Below are 26,638 nucleotides of genomic sequence, written 5' to 3'. Positions count from 1 at the left end.
TATAAAATGAATCTGAAATCCTGCCCTCTATGAAAACATATATAACAAATAAAGCTTCACATTTCTGTGAAGCTTTTGTAGCGTGAGGCGGAATTGAACCGCCGACCTCAGGGTTATGAATCCTGCGCTCTAACCACCTGAGCTACCACGCCATCTTTTTTTCGGGCTGCAAATATAATAAATTGTAAATTCTACACGCATTTATTTTCACATTTTTTTAATTATTTCTTTATCTGACATGAGAGATTTTTATCTATATTGCACTATTAATGTTTTTTGGAATTTAGTACATTACAATATGTCAGAAAAAATAGAATATCAATTAGAATTTCCCGTAAAATCCTCACCTAAAATACTCTATAACTTTATTGCAACTCCAAGCGGACTTTCTGAGTGGTTTGCCGACAACGTAAATTCTCGTGGCTCTAAGTTCACTTTTATTTGGGATGGCAGCGAAGAAGTGGCTGAATTAATTACTAAAAAAGCTGGCTCTCACATCAAATTTAAATGGGAAGAAGAAGATGACGGAACCTTTTTTGAATTCAGAATTCGCATCGATGAACTAACAAAAGATGCAGCACTTATTATAACAGATTTTGCAGAAGAAGATGAAATGGATGAAGCTAGAATGCTATGGGAATCACAAGTCAGTGAATTGTTAAGTGTTATCGGCGGCTAACACCCTTTTGATTCTCCTCAGCATTTTCCTTTTTCATTGATTATATTTGCACTTCAATTTTCTACTGCAACAGCCATTGAAGACACTTACTAAGTTTATTCTTAAATCCTTTGCTGCTCCTTTTGTGGCCACCTTTTTTATTGCACTTTTTATATTGCTCATGCAATTTATCTGGAAGCATATTGATGATATGGTGGGTAAAGGATTGGAATGGTATGTTATTTTAGAATTGATGGCCTACATCTCTGCCAGTTTAGTCCCTTTGGCTCTGCCATTAGCCATCTTGCTATCTTCATTAATGACCTTTGGTAATCTAGGTGAACACTATGAGTTAATTGCCTTTAAATCAGCGGGAATATCCTTAAAGCGTATTCTTCGACCCCTCACAATTTTTATTATCTTCCTTTCTATAGGGGCGTTTCTTTTTGCCAACTACTTACTGCCTATTGCCAATCTTAAAAGTAGGTCGCTACTGTATGATGTGCGGGAACAGAAACCTGCAATGGATATTAAACCAGGTATTTTTTCGAGCGAACTCAATGATTTGACCATTCGCGTAGGAGACAAAAAATCAACCGAAGAAGGTGAAAGATTGTATGATATATTAATCTACGACCATTCCGATGACCGAGGAAATAGGACGGTTACTATTGCAGAAGAAGGATTGATGGTGCTTTCTCCTAATAAGCGGTATTTAGAAATGACTTTGTACAACGGAAGAAGTTATGACGAACAACCTGATAAATCCGGTGAGAACAAACATGTATTAGCAAGAGTAGAGTTTAAAGAGAACCTAATCAGAACCGACTTATCTGAATTTAAATTAAATAGAACTGACGAAGATTTATTTAAAACAAATTACAAAATGCTCAACATTGACCAGCTCAGTGTTGCTATTGACTCTCTTAAAAACAAAAAAAACAGATCTGAGTTAGCTTATGTGGATAATATCGCACTCACTTATTCCAACTATAACCGTCCAAAGGAAGAAATAGCCAACACCGCACGAACAGAGCAAATCGTATTCGATTCTCTACTCAACCCTTTGAATGAGTTTGAGAAAGAACGTGTGTATAAAACCGCCTCCAATCTAGCTCGAAGTGCTAAGTCAAAATCTGATGCTATGGTTAGAGAGCGTGATATAAGAGAAGAGTCTATCCGACGACACGAAATTGAATGGCACAGAAAATATACCTTGTCCTTTGCTTGCATCATACTGTTTTCAATTGGAGCACCATTAGGAGCCATCATTCGTAAAGGTGGATTAGGAATGCCAATGGTCATTTCTGTAATATTCTTTTTAATCTATCACATGGTGAGTATAACAGGTGAAAAAATGGCGAAGGAAGGTGCTTTATCTTCATTTGAAGGAATGTGGCTTTCATCCTTTATTCTTTTACCAATTGGAATTTTATTGGCCTACAAGGCTACCACCGATTCCGAATTATTTAAAACGGAAGCTTACACCAACTTTATCACCAAGTTATTACCGAAGAAAAAGAAAATAGAGCGCTAATGAAAGTCTTGCAAATTTGTCATAAACCACCATTGCCGGCTATAGATGGTGGATGCCTTGCAATGAACGATATCAGCAACGGACTAATCAAGAAAGGTTGCGATCTAAAAATTTTGACTTTATCCACAGCCAAACACCCTTTTCAGAAGAACAAATTATCGGATAACTATTTACGAACAACTAAAATTGAACACGTTGAAATAGATACCAACCTAAAACCTTCAGCTGCATTTTTTAATCTTTTCTCTTCAGAATCCTACAATATTAATCGATTTTACTCTAAAGAATTTGAAGAAAAAATCATTAGTCAATTAAAGAGCAATCAATTTGATATAGTGCATTTAGAAAGTTTGTTTGTTGTGCCTTATTTACGTGTAATTCAAGAAAACACAACGGCTAAAATCGTTTATCGTGCACACAATATTGAGCAACAAATATGGTGGGAAAAATATGAACAATGTAAAAACCCATTAAAGAAATCCTATTTAAAGCTCCTCTATCAGCGCCTTAAAAGATTTGAAGATAAACACCTCAATTCATTTGATGGTATCGCAGCAATCAGCCAAATGGACATACAACAGATGAAAAAGTTAGGCTGCACCATTCCATGTGTAGAAGTTCCTTTTTCAATCAATCCCAACACCTATTACCCTACTTCGTCGAATACTTCCAATGACTTATTTTACCTCGGTTCTTTGGATTGGATTCCTAATTTAGAAGGATTGAATTGGTTTTTAGAAAACTGTTGGGAGAATTTAGTTACCATATACCCCAATTTAAAACTACACATTGCAGGAAAATCAATGCCTGAGTCAATTTCTAATTTAAATACGAAAGGAATAGTTATCCATGGTGAAGTATTAGATGCAATGGAATTCATTCGTGAACAAGGAATTATGATTGTTCCACTTTTTTCTGGAAGCGGAATTCGGATAAAAGTATTAGAAGGAATGGCCCTAGAAAAAGCCATTATTGGAACAACTAAAGCTATGGAAGGCATTCCCATCACTAAAAAAGAGGGGTGTATTGCTGATACTGCTGATGATTTTTGTGAAGCAATTAAAAAATTACATTTAAACAAAGATTTGCAAATAGAAATGGGAAAAAATGCCCGTATTTTTGTCAAAAAACACTTCAATAACGATGAAATTATTAATCAATTAATGGAATTCTATTCGACCATCTAGTTTATGAAGTTGTTTGTTCTACTTTCTCGTTTTCCTTATCCTTTAGAAAAAGGTGATAAGCTGCGTGCTTATCATCAGATAAAAGAGTTGTCAAAAAACAACGAAGTGCATTTGTGCGCTATAAGCGATGTAGCTATATCGGAAGAACAACGAAAAGAATTGGCCCCTTACTGCCAATCCATCAAAGTGATTCAATTGAGTAAAATAATGATGTATTGGAATGTTTTTTTAGGAATTTTCTTTTCTAAACTACCTTTTCAAGTGCTTTACTTTTACTCCAAGAGAGCCAAAAAAGAAATTGAAGACGCGATAAAAATTAATCAAATAGAACATATTTTTTGCCAATTGATTCGTACTTCAGAGTACGTCAAAAACATTCAGCACATTCCCAAGACACTGGATTATATGGATGCGCTTTCCCGAGGCATGGAACGAAGGGTGGAGAATAGTCCCTTTTATCTAAAACCCTTTATCAAGATAGAGGCACTTAGACTAAAAAAATACGAGCACTTCATTTTCAATTATTTCGATCGAAAAGTTATTATTTCAGAGCAAGATAGAGATTTGATTGTCAATGTACATAACGATACCATCGAGATTATTCCCAACGGTGTAGAACACGATTTTTTTAAAGCTCAACCAACCGAAAAAAAATATGATTTGATATTTACGGGAAACATGAGTTACGAACCTAACGTAATCAGTGTAGAATATTTAGCCAATGAAATTTTACCCCTAGTAAAACAAAGCATTCCAAATATACAATTGGTTATTGCAGGTGCTTCTCCATCTAATCGAGTAAAAGCTCTATCCAACGACAATGTAACAGTGACTGGATGGGTAGAAGACATCCGAGATTATTACAATGCCGCCAAAATATTTGTTGCCCCAATGTTAATTGGTACGGGTTTACAAAATAAATTATTAGAAGCGATGGCGATGCAATTGCCTTGTGTAACTTCTGAATTGGCTAACAATGCTTTAGGAGCAACTAATGGTAAAGATATTTTGATTGGCGGAAATACAGAAGAATATGCGAGACACATTGTATCTTTAATGCAGAAAAAAGATCTAGCGATTGCCATTGCCAACAATGGATTTAACTATGTGAATCAAACCTTTAGTTGGAAAAATAGCACAGAAAAATTAGAACAACTTTTTAAAAAATAGCAAGAATGGAAGAATTGAAGTCGAAAATAGAAGCAATTTGGGATGATAGAGCATTACTTCAAAAAGAAGAAAGCAAAGTAGCTATACGAGAAGTCATTGAACACATCGATAAAGGCAGATTGCGCACTGCAAAACCAACTTCAGATGGTTGGGAAGTGAATGAATGGGTGAAGAAAGCGGTGGTTTTATACTTTCCAATTCAAGAAATGGAAACCATTGAAGTAGGTCCATTTGAGTTTCACGACAAAATGAAATTGAAAACCAACTACAAAGAATTGGGCGTTCGAGTAGTTCCTCATGCAGTAGCCAGATATGGCGCATACATTAGCAAAGGCGTTATTATGATGCCTTCCTATGTTAACATTGGTGCTTACGTAGACGAAGGAACGATGGTAGACACTTGGGCAACGGTTGGCTCATGTGCGCAGATTGGAAAGAATGTACATTTAAGTGGTGGCGTAGGAATTGGTGGTGTGTTAGAACCATTACAAGCAGCTCCAGTTATCATCGAAGACAATTGCTTCATCGGTTCAAGATGCATCGTTGTAGAAGGTGTTAGAGTAAGAAAAGAAGCAGTACTGGGAGCCAATGTGGTGCTTACCATGTCAACTAAGATTATAGATGTAAGCGGTGATACCCCGATTGAAATGAAAGGAGAAGTGCCTGAACGTTCTGTAGTTATACCTGGCAGCTATACTAAGAAATTCCCAGCAGGAGATTTTCAAGTACCTTGTGCATTAATCATTGGAAAAAGAAAACCAAGCACCGACTTGAAAACATCGTTGAACGATGCATTGAGAGACTTTAATGTAGCTGTGTAATTTGAAAAAAATACTCATCATACAAACCGCATTTATTGGCGATGTGATATTAGCGACCCCGTTAATCGAGAAGCTGTACGATTTTTTCCCAGGTGCTAAAATCGACTTTCTATTGCGTAAAGGCAATGAAAGTTTGTTTACGGATCACCCGAAATTAAATGAGGTGATTGTTTGGGACAAAAAGAACAATAAATATTGGGGGCTTTTCCAAACCATTGGGAAAATCAGAAAGAAAGAATACGATTTGGTGGTTAATCTACAACGCTTTGCAGCGAGTGGTTTAATGACTGCTTTATCAAAAGGCACAGAGAAAGTGGGTTTCGATAAGAACCCATTTTCTTTTACTTATACCGATAAAATAAAGCACCAGATTGGAACTGGTTTACACGAAACCGTTCGAAATTTGCGATTGATCCGAAACATTACCGGTCAACGCTACTATAGACCACAATTATACCCGACTGCTGCTAACTTTGAAAAAGTTAAACCCTATCAAAAAGGGAAATATGTCTGCATAGCCCCCACTTCGGTGTGGTTTACCAAGCAATATCCCGCCGAAAAATGGTTGGAATTGATTCACCAAATAGATGAGTCAATAACTGTTTATTTATTGGGTGCTCCATCAGACAAAGAAGCAGCAGAAGCGATACAATCAGCAGCGAAACGGGGCAATATCTCTGTTTTATGTGGCGAATTAAACTTCCTGGATTCTGCAGCCTTAATGAAAGGTGCAGCCATGAATTATGTAAACGACTCAGCTCCTATGCACATGGCTTCTGCTGTAAATGCTCCAACCACAGCCATTTATTGCTCTACAATTCCATCATTTGGTTTTGGTCCAGTAGCAACAGATTCTGTTATTGTGGAAACTAAAAAAGAATTGGAATGCCGCCCGTGTGGATTGCATGGTAGAAAGAAATGCCCGTTAGGTCATTTTGATTGTGCACACAGTATTGAGACGAGTGAGATTCGAGTGCCGAGGGTGTAGGTTTTTAGATTTGAAGATTAAGTTTGCACGGACTGCAAGTCCGCGCTAGCGGATTTTTAAATTTGAATATTCCGTTTACATGATCGGTGAGTTTGTGCAAGCGGTAATAAAAACTGATCTATTTTAGTTATGCCTTTTATCAAAATAATTACAATTATTTCAGCCCCAATCGAAAGATGTTTTGATTTATCTCGCAGCATTGACCTTCATAAAATGTCTACTGCGAAAACTAATGAAATTGCAATTGCAGGAACCACTTCATGGCTTATTAATAAAGATGAATTTGTTACTTGGCAGGCACGACATTTCGGAATCACTCAACAACTGACGACTGTAATAACTGAAATGAAAAGCCCGACTTATTTCGTTGACGAAATGAAAAAAGGAGTATTCAAAAAATTCAAACATGAGCATTTTTTTGAATTCAAAAATGGGATTACACAAATGACAGATATCTTCGATTACACTTCTCCATTTGGGATTATCGGTAAGGTTGCTGACTTTGTTTTTCTAAAAAACTACATGTCAAAGTTTTTAACTCATAGAAATGAGATTATAAAAGATTTTGCGGAATCTAATAAATGGCAACAAGTTTTATAGAAAAATATTTATACCTCCTACGTTCGCTTGGACTTAGAGTCTGTGAAGCCGAATACCAATTGACACTCCAAACCTAGAAGATTTACTTTCAAGCTCAACACTAAACCTCCAAGGTTTTATATAAAACCACTTCCCTTCTTTGTGACCTTTGCGACACTTCCTTTGAGAACTTTGCGGTTAATTAAGTTGGTTTTACTCACATCATTAATCAGTTCATGTTCACTTTCTTACCACTTATGATATTTCTAAAGTTTAATATCATAAAGTAATAATTTTAAATAATTTAGTTAATTTGGAATCGATTTAAAAAGTGATTTAAGTCTCCTTTATTTCTAATAAGCTTTTGATAACAAGCTAAATGAAACATATTTTACGGACAATTTGGGATTCTCAATTTCTATTCTTTCTATCACTAGTTTTTATTGGTGGAATCTACTTACTAGTAAAACGACCTGACGTAAAAAGCAAATCTGACCTTATAGAAATAAACGGAACTCTCAAATCAGTAGACCAAGTATTAGTTTACTTCAAGAAGATTAAGAAAACTGAAAATGATTCTACTTACCACATAAGACTCAATGAATTCCCATGCTTTTTTCAGGTAAGTTATAAAAAATGGGATAGCAAATCATTTAGTAAGAACGCAAAATACGGAGATAGAATAACCTTTAATATTTCAAAAAACGACTTGGAGAGTTTATTCAAATTCAATGAAAGGGTTCGAACATTTTCAATCAAGTCTAATGATAAAGTTTATCTATCAGTTGATAGTGGCCTAAAGGGATTTGGAAAAGGATATTTTGAATATTCAGTAATTCTTATTCCATTAATCTTATTAATAATTATTGTTTCTTATAGATTAAAAAAATAATATCAACAAAGACCTAAGAATACAATAGGTCTAGTAGTTTAGTCGAGTTAACTATTAAAACCACTTCCCTTCTTTGCGACCTTTGTGACATTCCCTTTGCATCCTTTGTGGTTAATTGAGCTGAAAAGAGTTGCTTCTCTATCATTAAATCAATTAAAAACAGTTCATTATTTATTCTTTCTTAACAAAAAAATAGTATTCAACCATAGTCCATCTTTACTCTCGATTAGGTAATTTTGGCAAAACATCCAATCGAATATGAAAAGCTTCTCTGCCTTTTTTCGCCTCATTCGTTTACCCAACCTTATCATCATTGCATTAACGCAATATGCCATTCGCTTCGGCCTCATGTTCCCAATGCTTAATGGATCAGGATTCACCTTGGCGCTAAGTGAGTCATTATTCTTTCTGTTAGTGCTCGCCACCGTAATGGTAGCAGCAGCTGGGTACATTATCAACGATTATTTCGATACCAAAATTGACATCATCAACAAGCCCAAAAAGGTCATTGTTGGCAACTTAATTAAACGCAGAGTGGCCATGGGCGCTCACATCGTAATAAGTTTAATTGCCATCATCATCTCTATTTACATCGCATTGTATTTAAAATCTCCTTGGTTGGCACTGATTCAAATAAGTAGTGTTTTAGCATTGTGGTATTACTCCGTAAATTTCAAACGTAGAATGCTAGTCGGTAATTTCATCATTGCGAGTCTAACAGCTTTGGTGCCTATTTCAGCAGGATTGTACGAATTTGTCGAGTTAAAAAATCACTTGGTAGAGCAGTTGCAACACTACACTACCCTATTCCCCAATGAAAACCCAATTTATGCAGCAGTATTCTTCAAGGATGTGCTCCAAAACATCGGATTATGGATTGCTGGTTATGCACTTTTCGCTTTCCTATTGACCTTCATTCGTGAAATCATAAAAGACATAGAAGATTACGAAGGCGATTTGGAACAAGGCTGTAAAACCTTGCCTATCGTTGCAGGAATTAGTGTTGCTAACAATACAGCGATTATTATTAGCAGTATCACATTTGTATTTTTAGCATTGGTGCAATACATGCAATTGATCAGCTCCGAATTTATTTCATTCGCCTACTTTTCATTATTTATCCAGTTGCCGTTGATTTTATTAATGGTTAAACTATTCAGTGCTAAAAAGAAAAACGAATACGCGTGGGCTAGTCGATTGACTAAATTGATTATGCTTTTTGGTATTTTATTTACCTCTGTGATTTACTTCCAAGAATTTTTCATGAATGCTCAATAAACTCAACAAAAAGGTCATATTAGCTTCCAAATCTCCTCGTCGTCAAGAACTGCTGAAAGGCTTGTGTATTGATTTTGAAATCAGAACCAAAGACATTGACGAAAGCTATCCCAATCATTTACAAGAAGCAGAAATTCCATCATTTATCAGCGAAAAAAAAGCAGCAGCATTTGCAGATGACTTAGAAGCAGATGAATTACTGATCACTTCTGACACCGTGGTTTGTCTGAATGGTAAAGTATTGGAAAAGCCAAAATCATTGGACGAAGGCAAACAGATGTTGCGGGAATTATCCGGACAGACACATACCGTTTATTCTGCAGTATGTTTGTTGGATACCAAGAAAAAAATCGTTTTCTGTGATCAAACAGAAGTCACTTTCAAACCATTAGACGAAGAAGAAATTGAGTTTTACATCAATCAGTTTCAACCGCTAGACAAAGCCGGTGCTTATGGCGTTCAGGAATGGATAGGATACATTGCCATTCAAAAAATGACTGGATCGTATTACACCGTAATGGGCATGCCGATGCATTTGCTGTATGATGAATTAAAGAAATGGTAGGTTAAAAGCGCATCTCGATACAATCGTGTGAAAAGCGCGATCACTCGATGTCCTTTTATGGTAGAATCAAGTACATTCTTTCTACTAACCCTTGTAGAGTTGTATAACAACATTGCAAAGCAATGTTCATTGGTACATTATTACATTGACTTATTGTTAAATTGATCCATTGACTTATTGTTAAATTGATTCATTGTTAAATTGATACATTGAAATCAAGCTCTCGGATGAAACTGAGTGATTGTATCTTTCAAATATCCTACATCTAGATGTGTATAGATCTCCGTAGTGGTGATGCTTTCGTGTCCCAACATTTCTTGGACTGCCCGTAAATCAGCTCCTCCATCAATTAAATGAGTCGCAAAAGAATGCCGAAATGTATGTGGACTAACGGTTTTATCGATATCTGCCAAAAGCGCCAAGTTTTTCACAATTGTAAAAATCATCACTCGTGTTAATCGACCGCCACGCCTATTCAAAAACAAAACATCATGATCTCCTTGTTTTATATCTAGATGATTTCGAGTCGATTCTAAGTAATAGTGGATGTACTTTATCGCTACCTTACCCATAGGCACCAACCGTTCCTTGTTTCCCTTACCTATCACCCTTAAAAAACCCTCCTCAAAAAGCACATGAGACAACCTTAGATTCACCAACTCACTCACTCGCAATCCACAACTATAGAGTGTTTCTATTATAGCCCGATTGCGTTCTCCCTCTGCCTTGCTTAAATCTATTGCAGCTATCATGGCATTGATTTCTTCAATACTCAGCACTTCTGGTAACTTTCGCCCCATTTGTGGCATTGAAATCAGCTCCGTTGGATCAACAGTGATCCGATCCTCCATGATTAAGTAATTAAAAAAAGCCTTCAGTCCAGAAATAATTCGTGCCTGAGAACGAGCGCCTAGTCCAATCTCCCCAATCCAATTGATAAAATCAGAAAGGTGCTGATCGGTGACTTTAGTGGGCGAAATTTCTAGAGAAATGGTTTCAAAAAACTGCACCAACTTATCGACATCCCTCAAATAAGCCTCAATCGAATTCTCTGAAAGCGATCGTTCCAATTGTAAATATGCTTTAAACCCATTTAGGTCTGGTGTCCAGTTCATGCTTCAAAATTATAACTTTGTACCTTATCTTTGATGTATGAAAATTCTACTTATCAACGGCCCAAATTTGAATTTGTTGGGAAAACGTGAAATCAACATTTACGGCAAACAAACTTTTGAAGAAATTTTGGATGGTTTGAAAAAACAGTTTTCAGCAATGGAATTGAGCTTTCAACAATCGAATATAGAAGGCGAATTGGTGAATTACATTCAGGCAGCAGACGGACAATATGATGGAATTGTTTTAAATGCTGCAGCTTATACGCATACGAGTATTGCCATAGCAGATGCTATAGCAGCCATTTCAGTGCCGGTAGTTGAAGTTCACCTATCGAATATCATGGCAAGGGAAGCAGAACGACACACTAGCTTAATTGCAAAAAACTGTGTTGGATGCATCAGTGGATTTGGATTTTTATCTTATCAATTAGCGATTCAATATTTCGAATCTACCAAAATATAATCCGAATTTTAGCGTATACATTACAAATTACAGCACATGAAAAAAATCCTATTCCCAATCCTTATGATTGCTACATTTTTTGCCAAAGCGCAAGAAGGCAACCCTTTTCCTGAATTAGACGCAGCCAACCTAAATGACCAAACTGTTTCTATTCCATCAGATACCAAAGGAAAATTCACTTTAATTGGCGTTGCATTTTCAGAAGATGCTCAAGAAGACTTATATTCTTGGGGAGCTCCTGTTTATGACTTATTCTTAGACGAAAATGGTTTAAATGCGATGGTTTACGACGTCAATGTACAATTGGTACTTTTATTTACAGGAGTAAATAAGGCAGCATACAACAAAGCAGAAAAAATGATTAAAGAAGGAACCACAGACACATATAGAGATAATATTCTTTTATATAAGGGAGAGATGGGTGATTTAAGAGATGAATTGGCTATGGAAGATCGTAAAGTACCTTATCTATATGTTTTAGACAAAGAAGGTACCATAATTTACACTACTTCGGGCAGATATACTCGAAAAAAAATGGAAGAAATTAGCGACCTAGTGGAAGATTAATTTAAAACAAACTGATATCTAACAACTTAATTCGAAAGAAAATATTTAATAAGGCTGTTTTATAATTGGAATATAAAGCGGACATTTGCCATTCGAAAAATTTATTTATTAATCATTATTAAACAAGACTTATGCCTGTAAAGATGAGATTGCAAAGACACGGTAGAAAGCAAAATGCTTTTTTTCACCTTGTTGTTGCTGACAGTCGTGCCCCACGAGATGGGAGGTTTATTGAAAAATTAGGCACGTATAACCCAAACACTAACCCTGCTACAATCGAATTAGATTTCGATAAAGCTTTTGATTGGTTAAATAAAGGAGCTCAACCAACTGATACAGTTAGAGCTATTCTTTCTTACAAAGGAATCCTTTACAAAAATCACTTAGCAAAAGGTGTTGCTAAAGGAGCTTTAACTCAAGAACAAGCTGATGAGAAATTTAACGCTTGGTTAGAAGAAAAAGCAAACAAAGTTCAAGCAAAAGTAGACGGATTATCTGCTGCTGAAGTTGCTGAAAGAAAGAAAAGAGCTGAAGCTGAAGCTGCTGCAAACGAGAAGAAAGCTCAAGAAGTAGCTGCTAAAAATGCACCAGCAGTTGAAGAAACTCCAGAAGAAGAAGCACCTGCTGCTGAAGCTACTGAAGCATCTTCAGACGAGGAGCCAACAGCTGAATAATATACGAAGACCTTGAAAATAGCAGATTGCTTTTATTTAGGGTATTCTTCCAAAATCATTGGAAACAGAGGGGAATTAGCATTCAAATTGGATGTTGATTCCCCTTCTTCATATGAAGGGTTGGATGCCGTATTTATTCGCATCCATAAAAATGACGACACTTTAGTGCCTTTCTTCCTAAGCCAATCCAAACTACAGCAGAAAGGAATTTTACGTGTTACCGTTGAAGGAATCACCTCTCAAGAAGAAGCCAAAGAATTAGTGGGTAAAGAACTTTATTTACCTGCTGCTGCCCTACCCAAACTAAAAGGTGATCAATTTTATTATCACGAAGTAAAAGGATGGGAAGTGCACGACGAACGTTTCGGAAAAGTAGGAACCATTGAAACTGTTCTCGATTATCCATCACAAGATATTTTTCAAATTACAGTTGGCGATAAAGAAGTGCTGATTCCTATTTTAGAAGACACCATTCTCAAAGTAGATCGAGAAAATAAAGCCATTCATGTGCAAACCACCGAAGGCCTAATTGAACTCTACCTCGAAGGTTAATGAACGCCTTTCGTTTCAAACAATTCGAAGTAGCCCACGATAAATGTGCCATGAAAGTAGGGACCGATGGCGTATTATTGGGCGCTTGGGCTAATCACTTTTCACCTCAAACAATACTTGACATAGGAACAGGCAGTGGATTGATTGCCTTAATGTTGGCGCAACGTTTCGACAATGCTAAAATTATTGGAATCGACATTGAGAATTCTGCCATTGAGCAAGCTAATGAAAATTTTAGCCGTTCCAATTGGAATGATCGACTAACCGTTCAAAATTCAGATCTGGGTCAATTTCAATCCGACAATTTTGATTTAATCGTAAGCAATCCTCCATTTTTTAACGGCACCTATTTTAGTGGAAACACTGAACGAGATACTGCCCGACAAAATGACTCTCTTCCCCCTGCACTATTGTTTCAGAAAGTAGCAGAACTGCTCAATAAGGACGGCCATTTTTGTTGCATTGTTCCAACTGAGCACAAAGCTGTCTATATACAAGAAGCCCAATTTTCTCATTTATTTCTCAATCAAGAGCTTCGTGTAAAAGGTCATCCCGACAAACCATATAAGCGTGAATTATTATTGTTTTCTAAACGTTCAAGTGAACTTATTAGCAATTCTTTGACAATTGAAACCAATAAACGCCACGAATACACCGCACAATATTTAACTTTGGTGAAAGACTTTTATCTATTCGCCTAATTATGAACAATTCTATTGAAGTTAATCAATGGATTCGCAACAGACGTTCGCTTTTTCCATTGCAATTTGACGAAACCAAAAAGATTAAACCGGATGTGATTCTTTCCATTCTGGAGAATGCCAACCATGCGCCATCACATAAAAGAACAGAACCTTGGCGCTTTATCGTTTTCTCTGAAGAGGCATTGGAACAGCTATTTGAAGAGCAGATTCGAATTTATAAGCACATCACTCCTTCTGAAGAATTCTCAGAGGTAAAAGTGAAGAAAATGCAAATGAAAGCTAGAAAGGTCTCTCATGCTATTGCGATCATTGTCAGCTATGACGAACAACAGCAAGTTCCAAAGTTTGAAGAAGAATGGGCTGTAGCCTGTGCCGTTCAGAACATCTATTTAAGTTGCGAATCGCATGGAGTTGGCGGCTATTGGGGAACTGGATCACTCGTATTGGGCGTTGATTTCAAGCATTATTTAAACTTAAAAGAAAACGAAAACTGCATGGGTTTGTTTCAATTGGGGATTCCGTTGGAAAACTTAAACTTATTGGATAAAAACCCGTTAACCGATATTTCTCATAAAATAGAATGGAGATAAATGAAAGATTATAAAGCTTATTATACCATCAATGCTTCACCTGAGGAAGTGTACTTAGCACTGACCACTCCCACCACGATCTATTTATGGAGTGGCGAAGAAGCCGAAATGAGCACCGAGCCAGGAAGTGAGTTTAGCTTATGGGAAGGAGCCATTACTGGAAAAAACCTAGAATTTGAACCGAATAAGAAAATCGTACAACAGTGGTATTTTGGTGAGGAAGCACCTTCTATCGTTACCATAAAGTTACATGAAGATAAACAACGCACTTCTCTAGAATTAAGGCACAGCAACATTCCTACTGATGATTATGAAGATATTGTGGAAGGTTGGAACGTGGAGTATTTTGGAAATTTGAAAGAGTTTTTTGAAGAGTAGTTGAATAATTCAATGATAATTACTCTCTATGTTCTTTTGGCTTGAACCAAAATGAACCAAAAATTCAAGTCTTTGAGGATTCTTCTACGAATTTCTTCTCAAAGCCTAAGACGTTCGTCGGATCTCCTCAATTCTTCGGAGCTAGACGAACTTTCTAAGACTTCATTTCGAATTTCTTAAAGAATTCTCAAGGACAATAAATAAGATAAAAACCAAAACAAATGTGGACCTGTCTAAAATGTAATCGAAATTTCAAAATGACCAACCAGTCGCATTACTGCACGACCAAAGACATTGGAGAACTTTTCTTAGGTAAACCTGACGAATTGGTGTTAGCATTTGATCAAATATTACAAGTAACTTCCCAATGGGAACCAAATTCAGTCGGTGCTTCTGTTCACACCATCGTCTTTACGAGTCAAAAAGCTTGGTTGATTATCAAACCTATGAAATCAGTATTGGATGTAAAATTCTATTACCCCGAGGCCATTCAATCTGATCGATTCCATAAAGTAAGTTTCTTCTCTGGGAAGTACGCCCACCATTTAAGAATTCAAGAAGTAGAACAATTGGACTCTGAGTTCTTTGAACTCCTGCGAATAGGATATGATTATTCTCTAGAATAAGGGCTCTAAATTCTCTAATTTTACATCTTAAATTTCTACAACATGTCCATTACTAAAGCGTCTGAATTAGAAGGAATGAAAGCCATAAGCGAAGTGGTCGCAATTACCCTCAAGCAAATGCGAGAATACGCCAAAGTCGGAATGAGCACCAAGGAGCTAGACGAATACGGTGGTGAGCTGTTGAGAAGCTACGGAGCCAAATCGGCACCATATGAAACGTATGAATTTCCAGGTTGGACTTGCATTAGCTTGAATCATGAAATTGCTCATGGTATTCCTGCAAGTCACAAAATACTGAAAGAAGGTGATTTAGTCAATATAGATGTGTCGGCTGAAATGAATGGATTTTGGGCAGACAATGGCGGCTCTTTTGTGTTGGGAAAAGACCTCAATGGACACCAAAAGTTAGTAGATGCTTCTCATCGTATTCTAAAAAAAGCCATTAGTCAAATTAGAGATGGCGTACCTGTTGCAGAAATTGGACATCTGATAGAAACAGAGGCCATCCGATCAGGATATGTAGTTATCGAGAATTTGGCAGGACACGGAGTTGGACGAAGCTTGCATGAATCTCCAGATATTTTAAACTACGGCGATCCTCACAACAAAGAAATCTTCAAAAAGAACTCAGTCGTTGCAGTGGAAACGTTTATTTCTACTAAATCTAATATTGCCAACGAAATGAAAGATGGGTGGACGTTGGTTGGAAATAAAGGAGGTTATGTCACGCAACACGAGCATACCATTCTAATTACTGATGGTGAACCAGTTATTTTAACTGCTTCTAATGGGATTTAAATTTATATAAGGAATAGTTTCTTTTTCTTTCTTTTCGCCATGAAAAGAAAGAAACAAAGAAAAATTCGTCCTGTGAAGTCATTTTAAAAAAATCATTTCTTCATTTTTTAATGATATGGCGCCTTTTTCGACTATCGTCGAAATGCAAACAGGTCATATTGTTTAATCAAAAATACAATGCCCCCTTCTAGACAAATTCCTTAAATTACCACCAAAAAAACAAACGACTATGAACAACACTACAATGCTCGTAGAAGAACGTCAACGTGACTTGGGAAACTTTATGGTGGGGCGACTACTCCCTTTTAAGAAAAAACGACAAGTAGGCCCCTTTACTTTCATTGACCATATGGGGCCGGCAAAATTGTTTGAAGGCTCTTATTTAGACGTGGACCAACACCCGCACATTGGGCTCTCTACGCTCACGTATTTGTTTGAAGGAGAAATAGAGCATCGAGATAGCACAGGAACGGTACAAGTGATTCGACCGGGTGATGTGGGCTTTATGACCTCCGGCTCAGGAGTTACGCATACCGAGCGAACGCCTGCACATTTGAGAAATGGTAAAACCTCCATTATGCATGGTTATCAGATTTGGGTGGCGTTGCCCAAAGCATTGGAAGACATGAAGCCACAGTTTGACTTTTACGGTGCTGCTGACTTGCCGAAATGGGAAGAAAACGACTTGGTGATTACCTTGGTTGCCGGAGAAGGTTTTGGACGGAAAGCGCCATTAAGGGGCTACTCTCCCCTATTTATGGTGGATGTATTGGCCAAAAAAGCCACTCATTTGTATTTGAAAGACCAACTGAAAGGCGAAGTGGCTTTTGTGATTGTAAAAGGAGGCATTACTCATGAAGGAGAAACGATAGAAGCCGGACAAATGCTGATTAGCAAAACCGACGAACAATGTTGTATAGAGCTGCAAGAAGGCACACAGGTGTTGCTGTTTGGCGGCGAGCCACTTGAAGACGAACCATTATTGTTGTGGAATTTTGTGTCTGCAGAAAAGGAAAAACTGCAACAAGCCAAAGCGGACTGGCAAAACAAGCTGTTCCCAAAAGTACCTGGAGACGATACGTACATTCCATTTCCATAGGAAATAGACAGACACCTTTATTTTAATGCATTACTTTTCAACATACTGTAAAATCATTTGACTTTTTGGCTTATCTTCGGGTTTGTAAAAAAACTAACTACGAATTGAAAACTACCATTTATCCGTTTTTAAACGACAACAAACGACTAATAAATGATTTTATAGTTGATTTTAAATCAATTAGTAGTTTTATTGAAATAAAAAATTAACATTTTAAAATATGCATATGACGCACAAAGTGCGTCATATGCACTTGTTGTATGCAATTTGAGAAACAAAAAAAATAATGAAAAACATTTGGCAATTATCAACCAAACCATTTGAAGTAATAAGTGAAAATAAGCTTATTTTTTTTACCTGGTTTTTATTCACAATACTAGCAGGACAAATTGGAGTTATCTCAAATTTTATTATTAGAGTAATTAACGGAAATTTAAGCTTCTCACAATCTTTATTTCTAGATAGTATAAATGGAAGTTTCTATACTTATTCAATAGCTTTACTTGCTTCTGTTTTAGGTCCTTTATTTGTTAACCTAATCGAAAATCATCCAACAAAATTTAAATCCATTAAAATTCTAACAATTATTGTTTCAATCTTTACATTATTTTTTGCTGGTGTTTTTTATTCTAGTTCACCTAATGACATAAATATTGAGAAATTAAAGAATCTTACTTACAATATCGATTGGTGGCAATTAACATTCTTATTACTTTCAATAATTATTTCTGTTTATTCCTTTAGTGTAATAAGATTGGAAAATAATTATGATAAATATAAAGAGTTAGATGACAATTTTGCTTCAAAAGATGATGCAAAAGTTGACGAAATGAACAACAAAACAGAAGATTTAAAAACCGATTCTAAAGGAAATAAAATATGATAGTAGCACCTTACATAGAAATAAATCAACCTATTGGGAGCTTCTATTTTAGTAAAATGAAAGCTACTGATTTAGGACAATTAGTACACGTCACACCTAGGTCTGCTAGTCCTAGTGCAATTCAGAGAGATGAATCAAGTCAAAGAATTAATGAAATAGCAAAATATTGTTCTGACCCTGATGCTACTTTTCCAACACCAATAATCATTAGCGTTTATGAAGATGCTAATATTACGCTAAACAACAATAACTTCGAGATACCCTTGAATAATAATAAAAAAATTGGGGAAGTTATTGATGGTCAACATAGATTAAAAGGAATTTTAAAATCTGATTTTAAAGATAGGTTTGAACTTCCTATAATTCTTATGTTCAACTTAACAGAAGAAGAAAAAGCTTATGTTTTTTCTATTATTAATAGTAAGCAAACAAAGGTTAGTATGAGTCTTATATATGATTTGTTTGCTTTATCAAAACATAGAAGTCCTCAAAAGACTGCACACGAAATTGCACGTGCTTTAAATAAAAATACTGAATCACCTTTTTACAATAGATTGAAAATGTTAGGTAAAAAGGAAGAAAGTCAAGATTTAGCAACTTTATCTCAAGGTACTTTTGTAAAGCATCTAATATTCTTGTTAACTAAAGATCCTGATTTGGACTATAGATTATCAAAAAGAAATGAAGAACTTCCTCAAGTTCCTTCACTTCCATTGAGGACATATTTTTTAAATAATGAAGACAGTGTAATTTTAAAGATATTTTTAAACGTATTTAATTCTTTAAGAGATACATTTCCTGAATATTGGGAATCACCTTTGGAGAATATTTTATGGAAAACAACTGGCTATGTTGCTATTTTAAATTCTTTCAATGCAATGTATGATTTAGGAGATAAACATAATGACTTGACATATAATCATTTTAAAAAATGTTTCACAAGCTTTAAAAACTATTTAGAAAAAGAAAATCTTGAATTAACTAGTAAAGATTTTCCTTCTAATGCTCAGCAACAAAACAGATTGAGTAAAATGATAATAGAATCAATAAAAACTGCATACAACAATGGCTATAAGTAATTGCTTGTTCTCGCCTACTTCTGAAAATCCTCGCGGATTTTCAGTTTGGTGTGTACTTGCAAAGTTAAGTGATAAACCACGCAACTACTCATAGCCGAGACCGTTAGGCACAATATCTTAATCAATGAAAAAATATCAGGTATTCGTTAGTTCAACTTATCAAGATTTAAAAAATGAAAGGAAAGAAGTAATTCAGGCTCTTTTAGAGTTAGATTGCATACCTGTTGGAATGGAACTCTTTCCGGCTACAGATGATGACCAATGGACACTCATTAAAGAACTTATTGACGAATCAGACTACTATATTTTAATAATCGGTGGAAGATATGGTTCTCTAAACTCAGAAGGTATCAGTTACACACAAATGGAATATGAATATGCTTTAAAAATTGGTATTCCAATTATTTCCTTTTTAATAAAATCAGTAGATGACATATCCGTTTCCAAAACAGATAAAAACGAAGAAAAAGCAAAACAACTTTTAACTTTTAGAGAATTAGCATCTAAAAAGCATATTAAATTTTGGCAAACTCCTGAGGAGTTAGGCTCGGTAGTTAGTAGAAGTCTTGTAAAATTGATAAAAACTAAACCAAGAACAGGTTGGGTCAAAGCTGATAGAATCAGCTCGACAGCAGCTAACGTCGAAATATTGAAATTAAAAGAAAAAATTAAAGAGTTAGAAGATGAGTTAAAGACCAGTGCTATTACAGATACTGATTCTTTATCTCAAGGAGACGATACATATAATGTTCAATACACTTATAAGAAAACTGAATATGGCGAACTATATAGAGACAGCTTAAAATTAACTTGGAATGAAATATTCTCGAAAACAGCAACTATATTAATCGACGAAGCTCCTGAAGAAGATTATCAAACTCAAATTAGTGATTACCTATATCACTTGCTTTCAAAAGAAGCGAGTCGTAAGCCAATAGGAGTAAGAATTATTATAGATAATTTTCGGTCTATCTTAATACAATTAAAAGCGTTAGGTTTAATTGAAAAAAGTATTAAAAAAAGATCCCTAAAAGACAATAATACATATTGGAAATTAACCCCCAAAGGAGATGATTTAATAACTAATTTACGAGCAATCAGAAAAAAAGAAAAAAAATAAAGTGCCTAACAAAGAACTGTGCTAAAAACCCAGTTATTTCCAATATTTTTTATGCTTTAAGGGCAAAAAATATTAGAATAACTGCTCAAGAGCTATATTCCTAATTTACTTCTATATGATTGATCAAATGGTATACCTGACTTTGCTATTGCAAATGCTTGTTTTAATAACTTATTACATATAGCAATCAATGCTAACTTTTTACTCTTTCCTTTTGCTACTATTCTGTCATACATCTGTTTGCATGATTTATTATGCTTGCAAGCAGTAAAGCTGCACATGAAGAGTAAATTTCTGAGTTTCCTGTTACCTACTTTACTTATTCGTGACTTACCTCTAACACTGCTCCCTGATTGCCTTATAGTAGGTGTTAAACCTGAATAACAGCATAATTGCTTGGCATTATCAAATCGATTAAACCCATCAGTTAGTACAATTAACATCATAGAAGTTTTACGCCCCATACCGGGTATGCTTTCTAATAATGTCAATAACTCTTGATGTTCACTTTTTACTAATTCAGTTAGTCTAGCCTCTAACTCTTTGATGAGCTTTTCTATATTTCTTTTGCTTTGTTGAAGTGACTTCATCACTAAACTACTTGGCTTTCCCAATACGTTCTCTCCATGAATTTTATTTTTTACTGCTGTGCTTTGTTTGAAGTATAAATCTAATAATCTGCTAATTTGCAGGCATTCCACTTGATTCTTAGAGTGACCCTCCCATAACCTCATTTCTACTTTTTGCGCATACTCGCATATCATTTTTGCATCTGATTTATCCGTCTTTACTTTTGATAACTTCATCTGTATAAAACGCTTTATTGATAGTGGATTTTCTACCGATACCTTTACTGCTGATTCTAATAAATAGTAGGCTAACTGATAATGATAATAACCTGTAGCCTCCATAACGCAATGAGAGTTGACACTCAGAGTTTTTACAAACTGCTTAAACCCCTTTACGTTATTCTCGTATTGAGAACTTTCTCCTGTACTATCGCAAACATCAAATACATCTTTGCTGATGTCTATACCATAATATTTTATATCTTTATTCATAATAAATTAGTTTTGGAAAGGACATTCTACTTTTAAATCAACAACTTAAAAACGAGATCTGTAGTCTCAAAGAACTGTACGAATTTTAAGTAGAGAAGAGAGGGGATTTTCAATGTTGACGAGATCTAGGTCTCTGCGTATATAATAACCTTAATCCTCTCTTTGTTCTTTCTATTAAATAATGTAAGTTAATTAAAGTACAAGCTTAAGTTGCAGGAATTGCAGACTTATTAGGTGCCTTGGGATTGATACTTCTTGCAGCATTACGCATTCAGCCAAAACTAACGACTCTTGCAGCTTACGGAGGTATTCTTCTTATGCTAGCAGGAATAGTCTTCCATCTATCAAGAGGTGAGGCAAATGTGATTGGCCTAAACTTCTTGTTAATCGCACTACTAAGTTTTGTTGTATGGGGACGCACAAAAAAAGTTCCTATTGAAGTCAAGTCTTAAAATAAATCTAAAACATGAACAGAAAAAACTTTCTAAAACACTCATTAATAATTGGTGGAGGACTATCTTTTGGTGGAGTTTACGCATTAAATCATATGAACAAATTAGCAGATCTTAAAAAGTACACAGATCTTTTACCCAAGCAAAGTAAAAAAATGCCTGTACTCTTTACTTCTCATGGAAATCCAATGGATATTCCTGTTGGCCGGGAGGAACGAGCATTTTGGATGAAATTATACCAATTGGGAAAGGAGTTGAAAGAAACATACGAAGTGAAGGCAGCGTTGGTCGTTTCTGCCCATTGGTGCACCAACAATCAAACATTAGTCAACAACTCTGTTCAACAAAAGCAGATTTATGATTACTATGGCTTTCCTGAACATTACTACGACCCCAAGTACAATGCACATGGTTCACCAGAAACAGCAAAAGAAATTAGTAAGTTAGTTACTACAATCGAAGAAACAGATGAGTGGGGTTTAGATCATGGCGCATGGCCAATGCTTATGCATTTGTTTCCAAAGGCTGATGTTCCTGTTTTTCAAATGAGCATTAATTATAATGCACAACCAGAATATCATTTTAATCTTGGTCGGCAGCTGAAATCTTTAAGAGAAAAGGGAGTTCTTGTAATTGGTAGCGGCTCATTGATTCACAATTTGAATCTTGTAATGCAAAAAATGCATTCGGGAGACAGATCAATCTTTGGTTGGGAAATTGAATATGATGCATGGCTTAAACAACAATTGGAGTCAAGAAACTTTAAAAACTTAACGAACTATTTAACAAGCCATAAACTTGGCAAAATGGCCTCACCTACTCCTGATCATTATGTGCCATTGCTCTATAGTTTAGGCATGATGGATTCTAAAGACCGACTCGAGTTCTTTTATGAGGAGGCACCATCTATACCTGCTTTTAGTGAACGAAGTTTTATAATAACACCAGAAAAAATTTAATAATGAAAATATTAATTATCGGTGCCTCAGGTATGATTGCACAAGAAACAATTAATGAATTAGCTAAAGCTGGAAATGAACTACGATTGTTCTCAAGAAATATTAAAGCAGAAAATTATCCAAACCACGATGTTACACCAGGTGATGTACTTAAAAAATCTGATCTTGAAAAAGCTATGAATGGCTACGATGCAGTACATATTACCATTAACACTCCTGATGAGTCAAAAGCTGTTGACAACATTGTGAGTATTGCGCAATCGCACAACATTAAACGAATAAGTTATGTAAGTGGAGCAACCGTTACAAAAAATAATAGTTGGTTCGAAATGGTAGGGAATAAATACAAGGCCGAACAAGTGCTTAAATCTAGTGGCATTCCATACATGATTTTTAGACCTACCTGGTTCATGGAATCCTTAGAGATGATGATTCAAAATGGAAAGGCAAACATTATGGGCAAACAACCACTGAAACTGCATTGGATTAGCTCAAAAGATTTTGCAAAACAATTAAGTAGAGCCTATGGTATGAATGAATCCCTGAATAAAGAATTCTACTCATATGGACCAGAATCTTTAACGCTAAAAGAAGCTTTAGAACAATATGTTCGGGTAAATCATCCTTATATTAAAAAAGTTGGGAATGCTCCATTTGGACTACTTAAATTCATTGCATTTATTAGCGGAAATAAGGAGTTAAAAAGCATAATTCCAATGTTTGAATACTTTGAAAAAACACCAGAAGCCGGAGATGCAAATGACATCAATAATCTTCTTGGAGCACCAAGTACAACATTGCGCGACTGGTTGAATTTAAAAGTGTAAAATCTAAGCACTCCATACTGCATTGTTAATTTTGAATAATGCAGTATGGTAAGTTTCTTCCTAATCTTCAATAATCTGTTTGTATACTTCGAAATAAACGATAAATCACAAAGTCACTTCGCGGCCTATTTCATTTATAAACAATATTCATGCTTTGTATAAACTCCTTGGTTGATTGGAAGATTTATCTTTTCGCAATTTAAATTTTTGGGTTAATTTAAAAAGTTAAATCCACTAAAATCACTCTTAATGAGCTCAATCCATCAATCAAGCATTATTTATGCTCATACATCATTAATTCTAAATAGTAAATATTATTATTTTATGAAATTGGTAAGCTAAAGACGATGGTCTACAGGCTAAAAATCAAAACAAATACTCTAAAAGATTGTAAACAATTCTTTTTGTGTTTTTAATAAAAAAGACAGATTTCTACTAACCGTTTCTTATCCAACCACCATCCTATACCCTACACCTCTTACGTTTATGATTTTGATACTGGAATCGGCTTCTAACTTTTTACGCAGTTTAGAGATAAAAACATCTAACGTTCTTCCTACATAATCACCCTCGTCGCCCCAAACAACTTTAAGAATATACTCTCTTTCTAGAGTTTCATTTTCATTGGTATACAGCAAATAAAGTAAATCCGTTTCTTTACTTGACAGTTCTATTGATTGGGCTTTAAGGTTCAACTTCATTCCTTTTTGATCAAATTGAAACTGACCGATTGTGATTAGATGATTATCAGCCTGAAGTCTCTTACGTCTTCTCCACCAGACCAATAAAAGGGTCAAGCCCACCACTCCTATTGGCACCATCCACCATACGCTGTTATTTTCTTCAGTGGTTGCATGAGAGGTTGAATTTTCTACTAGAGTAAAATAAAACACATAGCAGGCTATTGGAAGTGCTCGCATTTTGCAAGCAATACTCTCCTTATCTTTAAGAAGATTCGCTTCAAAGCTATGAATCACAATTGAGGTATCACATGATTCCACCTCTACAATGTATTGATCTATAATTTCAAATTCTTCCATCACTTTATAAGTCGAAAGAAACAAATTATCAGGCTCAAAAGAAAAGGACCTACCAAATTTTAAGGCATAGCGATTACCTACTTTTTCAATTGGCAATACAAGCGAAGTATCGTCATTAAGCTGCATTAAAAATTCATGCCCGATGCCTCGCAAGATGACTTTAAGTTGCTGTTCTTTAGTTTCAGCTGAAACTTGAATGGAAGCTATCAGTGAAAATAGCAGTAAAAAGAAAGTTTGAATCCGGTTCATGAAACAAATCTATTCGAATAGATGCGGTATTAAAATGGTTTTAGCAATAAATTACATCGATTTTACATTAATTTACATTAATTAAACCATTGCTTTAGTCCCTCCATTTACTTTTATGACCACAATCACAAAATACGAAAACATGAAAACTAAAGCATTAAATGGAATTGGAGCAATTGGCCTAGTCGTTTTGCTAGCATGCTCACCCAACAACAAAACCGCCAATAATCAAGAAGTAGAAAAAGTAAAGCCGGCTATTAAGAAAGTGAAAGTCCCATCTCACAGATATGGTGGATGGTATTGCCCAGATAATCTAAAAGGTTTTCCACCTGTTAATTTAGCCGATTGGAGAGATGTACCAGTAATCAATGGAAGGTTGGCAACAAAAGAAGAAACTCAAACCGAAGCTTCACTTATATTAGTAGATACTGAGAAATACCCTAATGCTAAACCATTGGATATAAAAATGCCGAGATTAGCAACATTTCAGAGTCCATACAGTAAAAGAGAAGAACTCATCATTGTCATCCAAGCATTAAATATTGACAATGACTCGGTGGTTGGTTTCCGATACTTAAATGGCGGAAATGGAAGTGCTCGTTTAGATGAAATTACTTTAATATCAGATGAAGAAACGACCAACTTAGAGGAAGCAAAATTTTATACACAGACCGTCAGTATTGATGCCTCTGCAGATGTAGTTAAAAAAATATTAATCAAGCCAGAGAATGTGATTCAATTTCAAAGCATATTAGAAAAATCCCTTCCTTTAAAATCAAATTGGAGAAACACGACCAACGTCAACTATCATTATCCTCATGCAGGAAAATTAACGGCTACCTATGCCGATGATTTATTTGGAAATTATTATGTACAAAACGATTATAGCCAATCCAATTTTACTGAAAAATTCCTAGTGTTGAGTAAAGAAGACTCCTCAACTACTGAACTACAAATCATGTGTGGTCCTTTTATAGAAGATTATGATACACAAAAGCTATTGCTAGACAATTGGGTAAAACAATTGAAAGTATTGAGCGAAAACGGTTAAACAATCATTCATTAATCTTCTTTTTTTCAAACGGCTGCAGTAAATACTTCAGCCGTTTTTTATTTGCTTTATCCTAACTTTGAGCAGAATTGATTATTTCAACTTATGCCTCATCGTCACTTCATCGTTAATAAGCCAGCGGGAATGATTAGCCAGTTTATCAACAACAGAACCCGTAAAAAGAAGCTGTTGAATGAATTACATGACTTCCCAAATGGCACTATGGCTATCGGTCGTTTAGATAGTAAGACAGAAGGACTATTATTACTCACCACCGATGGTAGAGAAAGCGCAAGAATTACAGGAGCTTCTATTGAAAAAGAATACTGGGCTCAATTAGATGGCATTATCACAGATGAGGCCATAGAAAGGTTAGAAAAAGGGGTTACAATAGGAATAGAAGGCACTCTGTACTCCACTAAAACTGCTAAAGCCAAGAGAATTTCAGACAGCAGTCAAATCCCCCATTCAGAATTCAAAATTAGATCAGAAAGGCATGGACCTACCTCATGGATAGCGATAACATTAACAGAAGGAAAATTTAAACAGGTGAGAAAGATGACCGCTGCAGTCGGTTTTCCCACTCTTCGATTAGTGAGAGTGAGAATTGGGAAATTGCATTTAGGAGATTTAAATGTAGGAGCAACACTTGAAGTGAATCAGTTAAAAGTTTAAA

General features: G+C 35.5%; 31 protein-coding genes and 1 tRNA gene. 28 read left to right on the top strand and 4 right to left on the bottom strand.

Translation table 11 applies throughout. The features are described 5' to 3' along the window. Positions 1–78: 78 nt before the first annotated feature. Positions 79–152 (bottom strand) — tRNA-Met (locus GQN54_RS15265). A 146-nt stretch (positions 153–298) separates the two neighbouring features. On the opposite strand from GQN54_RS15265, the gene GQN54_RS15260 reads away from it, so the two are divergent. The 10 genes from GQN54_RS15260 to GQN54_RS15215 all read left to right on the top strand — a co-directional run bounded on the left by GQN54_RS15260 (position 299) and on the right by GQN54_RS15215 (position 9,675). Next, entirely contained in the window at positions 299–679 is a 381-nt protein-coding gene (locus GQN54_RS15260; RefSeq protein WP_160634428.1) for an START-like domain-containing protein, read from the top strand. A 76-nt stretch (positions 680–755) separates the two neighbouring features. Beyond that, entirely contained in the window at positions 756–2,195 is a 1,440-nt protein-coding gene (locus GQN54_RS15255; RefSeq protein ID WP_160634427.1) for an LptF/LptG family permease, read from the top strand. Further along, on the top strand, positions 2,195–3,382 hold the full coding sequence (locus GQN54_RS15250; RefSeq protein ID WP_160634426.1) for a glycosyltransferase family 4 protein: 1,188 nt from the start codon (positions 2,195–2,197) through the stop codon (positions 3,380–3,382). The genes GQN54_RS15255 and GQN54_RS15250 overlap by 1 nt, the downstream gene beginning before the upstream one ends. Before the next feature lie 3 nt (positions 3,383–3,385). Then, a complete protein-coding gene (locus GQN54_RS15245; RefSeq protein WP_160634425.1) occupies positions 3,386–4,552 on the top strand; it encodes a glycosyltransferase in 1,167 nt (388 codons plus the stop codon). Positions 4,553–4,557: 5 nt separating this feature from the next. Next, positions 4,558–5,373 carry a 2,3,4,5-tetrahydropyridine-2,6-dicarboxylate N-succinyltransferase gene (locus tag GQN54_RS15240; protein WP_160634424.1) on the top strand — a complete coding sequence of 272 codons (816 nt, stop codon included), beginning with the start codon at positions 4,558–4,560 and terminating at the stop codon, positions 5,371–5,373. A 1-nt stretch (position 5,374) separates the two neighbouring features. After that, positions 5,375–6,361, top strand: a complete 987-nt coding sequence (locus tag GQN54_RS15235) for a glycosyltransferase family 9 protein (protein WP_160634423.1) — start codon at positions 5,375–5,377, stop codon at positions 6,359–6,361. 213 nt (positions 6,362–6,574) lie between these two features. Then, positions 6,575–6,961, top strand: a complete 387-nt coding sequence (locus tag GQN54_RS15230) for an SRPBCC family protein (RefSeq protein WP_317163998.1) — start codon at positions 6,575–6,577, stop codon at positions 6,959–6,961. A 358-nt stretch (positions 6,962–7,319) separates the two neighbouring features. Next, positions 7,320–7,832: a hypothetical protein gene (locus GQN54_RS15225; RefSeq protein WP_160634421.1), complete on the top strand. Its 513-nt coding sequence runs from the start codon at positions 7,320–7,322 to the stop codon at positions 7,830–7,832. Between the two features lie 258 nt (positions 7,833–8,090). Further along, entirely contained in the window at positions 8,091–9,110 is a 1,020-nt protein-coding gene (locus tag GQN54_RS15220) for a geranylgeranylglycerol-phosphate geranylgeranyltransferase (protein ID WP_160634420.1), read from the top strand. Beyond that, positions 9,100–9,675, top strand: a complete 576-nt coding sequence (locus tag GQN54_RS15215; protein ID WP_160634419.1) for a Maf family nucleotide pyrophosphatase — start codon at positions 9,100–9,102, stop codon at positions 9,673–9,675. Before GQN54_RS15220 ends, GQN54_RS15215 begins: the two co-directional genes overlap by 11 nt. A 215-nt stretch (positions 9,676–9,890) precedes the next feature. Here GQN54_RS15215 and xerD read toward each other — a convergent pair whose 3' ends face one another. Further along, positions 9,891–10,790 carry a site-specific tyrosine recombinase XerD gene (gene xerD / locus GQN54_RS15210; protein WP_160634418.1) on the bottom strand — a complete coding sequence of 300 codons (900 nt, stop codon included), beginning with the start codon at positions 10,788–10,790 and terminating at the stop codon, positions 9,891–9,893. Between the two features lie 37 nt (positions 10,791–10,827). Between xerD and aroQ the strand changes: the two genes are divergently transcribed. The 13 genes from aroQ (at position 10,828) to GQN54_RS15145 (ending at position 20,323) form a co-directional block, all read left to right on the top strand. Further along, positions 10,828–11,253 carry a type II 3-dehydroquinate dehydratase gene (gene aroQ / locus GQN54_RS15205; RefSeq protein ID WP_160634417.1) on the top strand — a complete coding sequence of 142 codons (426 nt, stop codon included), beginning with the start codon at positions 10,828–10,830 and terminating at the stop codon, positions 11,251–11,253. 36 nt (positions 11,254–11,289) lie between these two features. Next, on the top strand, positions 11,290–11,820 hold the full coding sequence (locus tag GQN54_RS15200) for a hypothetical protein (protein WP_160634416.1): 531 nt from the start codon (positions 11,290–11,292) through the stop codon (positions 11,818–11,820). A 131-nt stretch (positions 11,821–11,951) separates the two neighbouring features. Beyond that, positions 11,952–12,494, top strand: a complete 543-nt coding sequence (locus GQN54_RS15195) for a 30S ribosomal protein S16 (protein WP_160634415.1) — start codon at positions 11,952–11,954, stop codon at positions 12,492–12,494. A gap of 12 nt (positions 12,495–12,506) precedes the next feature. Beyond that, positions 12,507–13,046 (top strand): ribosome maturation factor RimM, encoded by a 540-nt coding sequence (gene rimM / locus GQN54_RS15190; protein ID WP_160634414.1) that lies wholly within the window; start codon positions 12,507–12,509, stop codon positions 13,044–13,046. Further along, a complete protein-coding gene (locus GQN54_RS15185) occupies positions 13,046–13,747 on the top strand; it encodes a tRNA1(Val) (adenine(37)-N6)-methyltransferase (protein WP_160634413.1) in 702 nt (233 codons plus the stop codon). Before rimM ends, GQN54_RS15185 begins: the two co-directional genes overlap by 1 nt. Before the next feature lie 2 nt (positions 13,748–13,749). Continuing rightward, entirely contained in the window at positions 13,750–14,340 is a 591-nt protein-coding gene (locus tag GQN54_RS15180) for a nitroreductase family protein (protein WP_160634412.1), read from the top strand. Further along, positions 14,341–14,718: an SRPBCC domain-containing protein gene (locus tag GQN54_RS15175; RefSeq protein ID WP_160634411.1), complete on the top strand. Its 378-nt coding sequence runs from the start codon at positions 14,341–14,343 to the stop codon at positions 14,716–14,718. Between the two features lie 257 nt (positions 14,719–14,975). Next, a complete protein-coding gene (locus GQN54_RS15170) occupies positions 14,976–15,344 on the top strand; it encodes a DUF5655 domain-containing protein (RefSeq protein WP_160634410.1) in 369 nt (122 codons plus the stop codon). A 42-nt stretch (positions 15,345–15,386) separates the two neighbouring features. Further along, complete coding sequence (gene map / locus GQN54_RS15165; protein ID WP_160634409.1) at positions 15,387–16,142, top strand: type I methionyl aminopeptidase; 756 nt, start codon at positions 15,387–15,389, stop codon at positions 16,140–16,142. Between the two features lie 283 nt (positions 16,143–16,425). Beyond that, on the top strand, positions 16,426–17,241 hold the full coding sequence (locus GQN54_RS15160; protein WP_317163997.1) for a pirin family protein: 816 nt from the start codon (positions 16,426–16,428) through the stop codon (positions 17,239–17,241). A 286-nt stretch (positions 17,242–17,527) separates the two neighbouring features. Continuing rightward, positions 17,528–18,124 carry a hypothetical protein gene (locus GQN54_RS15155; protein WP_160634407.1) on the top strand — a complete coding sequence of 199 codons (597 nt, stop codon included), beginning with the start codon at positions 17,528–17,530 and terminating at the stop codon, positions 18,122–18,124. Then, entirely contained in the window at positions 18,121–19,203 is a 1,083-nt protein-coding gene (locus tag GQN54_RS15150) for a DGQHR domain-containing protein (RefSeq protein ID WP_160634406.1), read from the top strand. The genes GQN54_RS15155 and GQN54_RS15150 overlap by 4 nt, the downstream gene beginning before the upstream one ends. A gap of 124 nt (positions 19,204–19,327) precedes the next feature. Next, positions 19,328–20,323: a DUF4062 domain-containing protein gene (locus GQN54_RS15145; protein WP_160634405.1), complete on the top strand. Its 996-nt coding sequence runs from the start codon at positions 19,328–19,330 to the stop codon at positions 20,321–20,323. 92 nt (positions 20,324–20,415) lie between these two features. On the opposite strand, the gene GQN54_RS15140 is transcribed toward GQN54_RS15145, so the two are convergent. Further along, on the bottom strand, positions 20,416–21,384 hold the full coding sequence (locus tag GQN54_RS15140; protein ID WP_160634404.1) for an IS110 family RNA-guided transposase: 969 nt from the start codon (positions 21,382–21,384) through the stop codon (positions 20,416–20,418). A gap of 218 nt (positions 21,385–21,602) precedes the next feature. Between GQN54_RS15140 and GQN54_RS15650 the strand changes: the two genes are divergently transcribed. From GQN54_RS15650 to GQN54_RS15125, 3 genes are read left to right on the top strand one after another with little or no spacing between them, the layout of a single operon-like run. Next, positions 21,603–21,836, top strand: a complete 234-nt coding sequence (locus GQN54_RS15650; protein WP_160634443.1) for a DoxX family protein — start codon at positions 21,603–21,605, stop codon at positions 21,834–21,836. 14 nt (positions 21,837–21,850) lie between these two features. After that, positions 21,851–22,795 carry a dioxygenase family protein gene (locus tag GQN54_RS15130; RefSeq protein WP_160634403.1) on the top strand — a complete coding sequence of 315 codons (945 nt, stop codon included), beginning with the start codon at positions 21,851–21,853 and terminating at the stop codon, positions 22,793–22,795. A gap of 2 nt (positions 22,796–22,797) precedes the next feature. Next, positions 22,798–23,622, top strand: coding sequence for an SDR family oxidoreductase (locus GQN54_RS15125; RefSeq protein ID WP_160634402.1), 825 nt, complete (start codon positions 22,798–22,800; stop codon positions 23,620–23,622). 446 nt (positions 23,623–24,068) lie between these two features. Here GQN54_RS15125 and GQN54_RS15120 read toward each other — a convergent pair whose 3' ends face one another. Beyond that, on the bottom strand, positions 24,069–24,911 hold the full coding sequence (locus GQN54_RS15120) for a winged helix-turn-helix domain-containing protein (RefSeq protein WP_160634401.1): 843 nt from the start codon (positions 24,909–24,911) through the stop codon (positions 24,069–24,071). 142 nt (positions 24,912–25,053) lie between these two features. Here GQN54_RS15120 and GQN54_RS15115 point away from each other — a divergent pair, with 142 nt between their 5' ends. Together GQN54_RS15115 and GQN54_RS15110 are read left to right on the top strand one after the other, a co-directional pair. Continuing rightward, positions 25,054–25,962 carry a hypothetical protein gene (locus GQN54_RS15115; protein ID WP_160634400.1) on the top strand — a complete coding sequence of 303 codons (909 nt, stop codon included), beginning with the start codon at positions 25,054–25,056 and terminating at the stop codon, positions 25,960–25,962. Between the two features lie 105 nt (positions 25,963–26,067). Next, the gene (locus GQN54_RS15110) at positions 26,068–26,637 is read left to right on the top strand and encodes a pseudouridine synthase (protein ID WP_160634399.1); all 570 of its coding nucleotides are present in this window, start codon (positions 26,068–26,070) and stop codon (positions 26,635–26,637) included. Position 26,638 lies beyond the last annotated feature (1 nt).

This window comes from Acidiluteibacter ferrifornacis, from assembly GCF_009909615.1.
GTDB classification, from domain to species: Bacteria; Bacteroidota; Bacteroidia; order Flavobacteriales_E; family Vicingaceae; genus Acidiluteibacter; species Acidiluteibacter ferrifornacis.
Note: the sequence above shows the minus strand (reverse complement) of the source record. Positions and strands in the feature narration are given on the sequence as shown.

Bases quoted from the DNA above. Each gene is read 5' to 3' on its own strand.
- GQN54_RS15250 (WP_160634426.1), top strand. From the start codon at position 2,195: ATGAAAGTCTTGCAAATTTGTCATAAACCACCATTGCCGGCTATAGAT.
- GQN54_RS15150 (WP_160634406.1), top strand. From the start codon at position 18,121: ATGATAGTAGCACCTTACATAGAAATAAATCAACCTATTGGGAGCTTC.
- GQN54_RS15130 (WP_160634403.1), top strand. From the start codon at position 21,851: ATGAACAGAAAAAACTTTCTAAAACACTCATTAATAATTGGTGGAGGA.
- GQN54_RS15215 (WP_160634419.1), top strand. From the start codon at position 9,100: ATGCTCAATAAACTCAACAAAAAGGTCATATTAGCTTCCAAATCTCCT.
- GQN54_RS15170 (WP_160634410.1), top strand. From the start codon at position 14,976: ATGACCAACCAGTCGCATTACTGCACGACCAAAGACATTGGAGAACTT.
- GQN54_RS15110 (WP_160634399.1), top strand. From the start codon at position 26,068: ATGCCTCATCGTCACTTCATCGTTAATAAGCCAGCGGGAATGATTAGC.
- GQN54_RS15260 (WP_160634428.1), top strand. From the start codon at position 299: ATGTCAGAAAAAATAGAATATCAATTAGAATTTCCCGTAAAATCCTCA.
- GQN54_RS15140 (WP_160634404.1), bottom strand. From the start codon at position 21,384: ATGAATAAAGATATAAAATATTATGGTATAGACATCAGCAAAGATGTA.
- GQN54_RS15185 (WP_160634413.1), top strand. From the start codon at position 13,046: ATGAACGCCTTTCGTTTCAAACAATTCGAAGTAGCCCACGATAAATGT.
- map (WP_160634409.1), top strand. From the start codon at position 15,387: ATGTCCATTACTAAAGCGTCTGAATTAGAAGGAATGAAAGCCATAAGC.
- GQN54_RS15155 (WP_160634407.1), top strand. From the start codon at position 17,528: ATGAAAAACATTTGGCAATTATCAACCAAACCATTTGAAGTAATAAGT.
- GQN54_RS15245 (WP_160634425.1), top strand. From the start codon at position 3,386: ATGAAGTTGTTTGTTCTACTTTCTCGTTTTCCTTATCCTTTAGAAAAA.
- GQN54_RS15115 (WP_160634400.1), top strand. From the start codon at position 25,054: ATGAAAACTAAAGCATTAAATGGAATTGGAGCAATTGGCCTAGTCGTT.
- GQN54_RS15195 (WP_160634415.1), top strand. From the start codon at position 11,952: ATGCCTGTAAAGATGAGATTGCAAAGACACGGTAGAAAGCAAAATGCT.
- GQN54_RS15180 (WP_160634412.1), top strand. From the start codon at position 13,750: ATGAACAATTCTATTGAAGTTAATCAATGGATTCGCAACAGACGTTCG.
- GQN54_RS15160 (WP_317163997.1), top strand. From the start codon at position 16,426: ATGGTGGGGCGACTACTCCCTTTTAAGAAAAAACGACAAGTAGGCCCC.
- GQN54_RS15200 (WP_160634416.1), top strand. From the start codon at position 11,290: ATGAAAAAAATCCTATTCCCAATCCTTATGATTGCTACATTTTTTGCC.
- GQN54_RS15175 (WP_160634411.1), top strand. From the start codon at position 14,341: ATGAAAGATTATAAAGCTTATTATACCATCAATGCTTCACCTGAGGAA.
- aroQ (WP_160634417.1), top strand. From the start codon at position 10,828: ATGAAAATTCTACTTATCAACGGCCCAAATTTGAATTTGTTGGGAAAA.
- GQN54_RS15120 (WP_160634401.1), bottom strand. From the start codon at position 24,911: ATGAACCGGATTCAAACTTTCTTTTTACTGCTATTTTCACTGATAGCT.
- GQN54_RS15225 (WP_160634421.1), top strand. From the start codon at position 7,320: ATGAAACATATTTTACGGACAATTTGGGATTCTCAATTTCTATTCTTT.
- GQN54_RS15125 (WP_160634402.1), top strand. From the start codon at position 22,798: ATGAAAATATTAATTATCGGTGCCTCAGGTATGATTGCACAAGAAACA.
- GQN54_RS15240 (WP_160634424.1), top strand. From the start codon at position 4,558: ATGGAAGAATTGAAGTCGAAAATAGAAGCAATTTGGGATGATAGAGCA.
- GQN54_RS15220 (WP_160634420.1), top strand. From the start codon at position 8,091: ATGAAAAGCTTCTCTGCCTTTTTTCGCCTCATTCGTTTACCCAACCTT.
- GQN54_RS15230 (WP_317163998.1), top strand. From the start codon at position 6,575: ATGTCTACTGCGAAAACTAATGAAATTGCAATTGCAGGAACCACTTCA.
- xerD (WP_160634418.1), bottom strand. From the start codon at position 10,790: ATGAACTGGACACCAGACCTAAATGGGTTTAAAGCATATTTACAATTG.
- GQN54_RS15145 (WP_160634405.1), top strand. From the start codon at position 19,328: ATGAAAAAATATCAGGTATTCGTTAGTTCAACTTATCAAGATTTAAAA.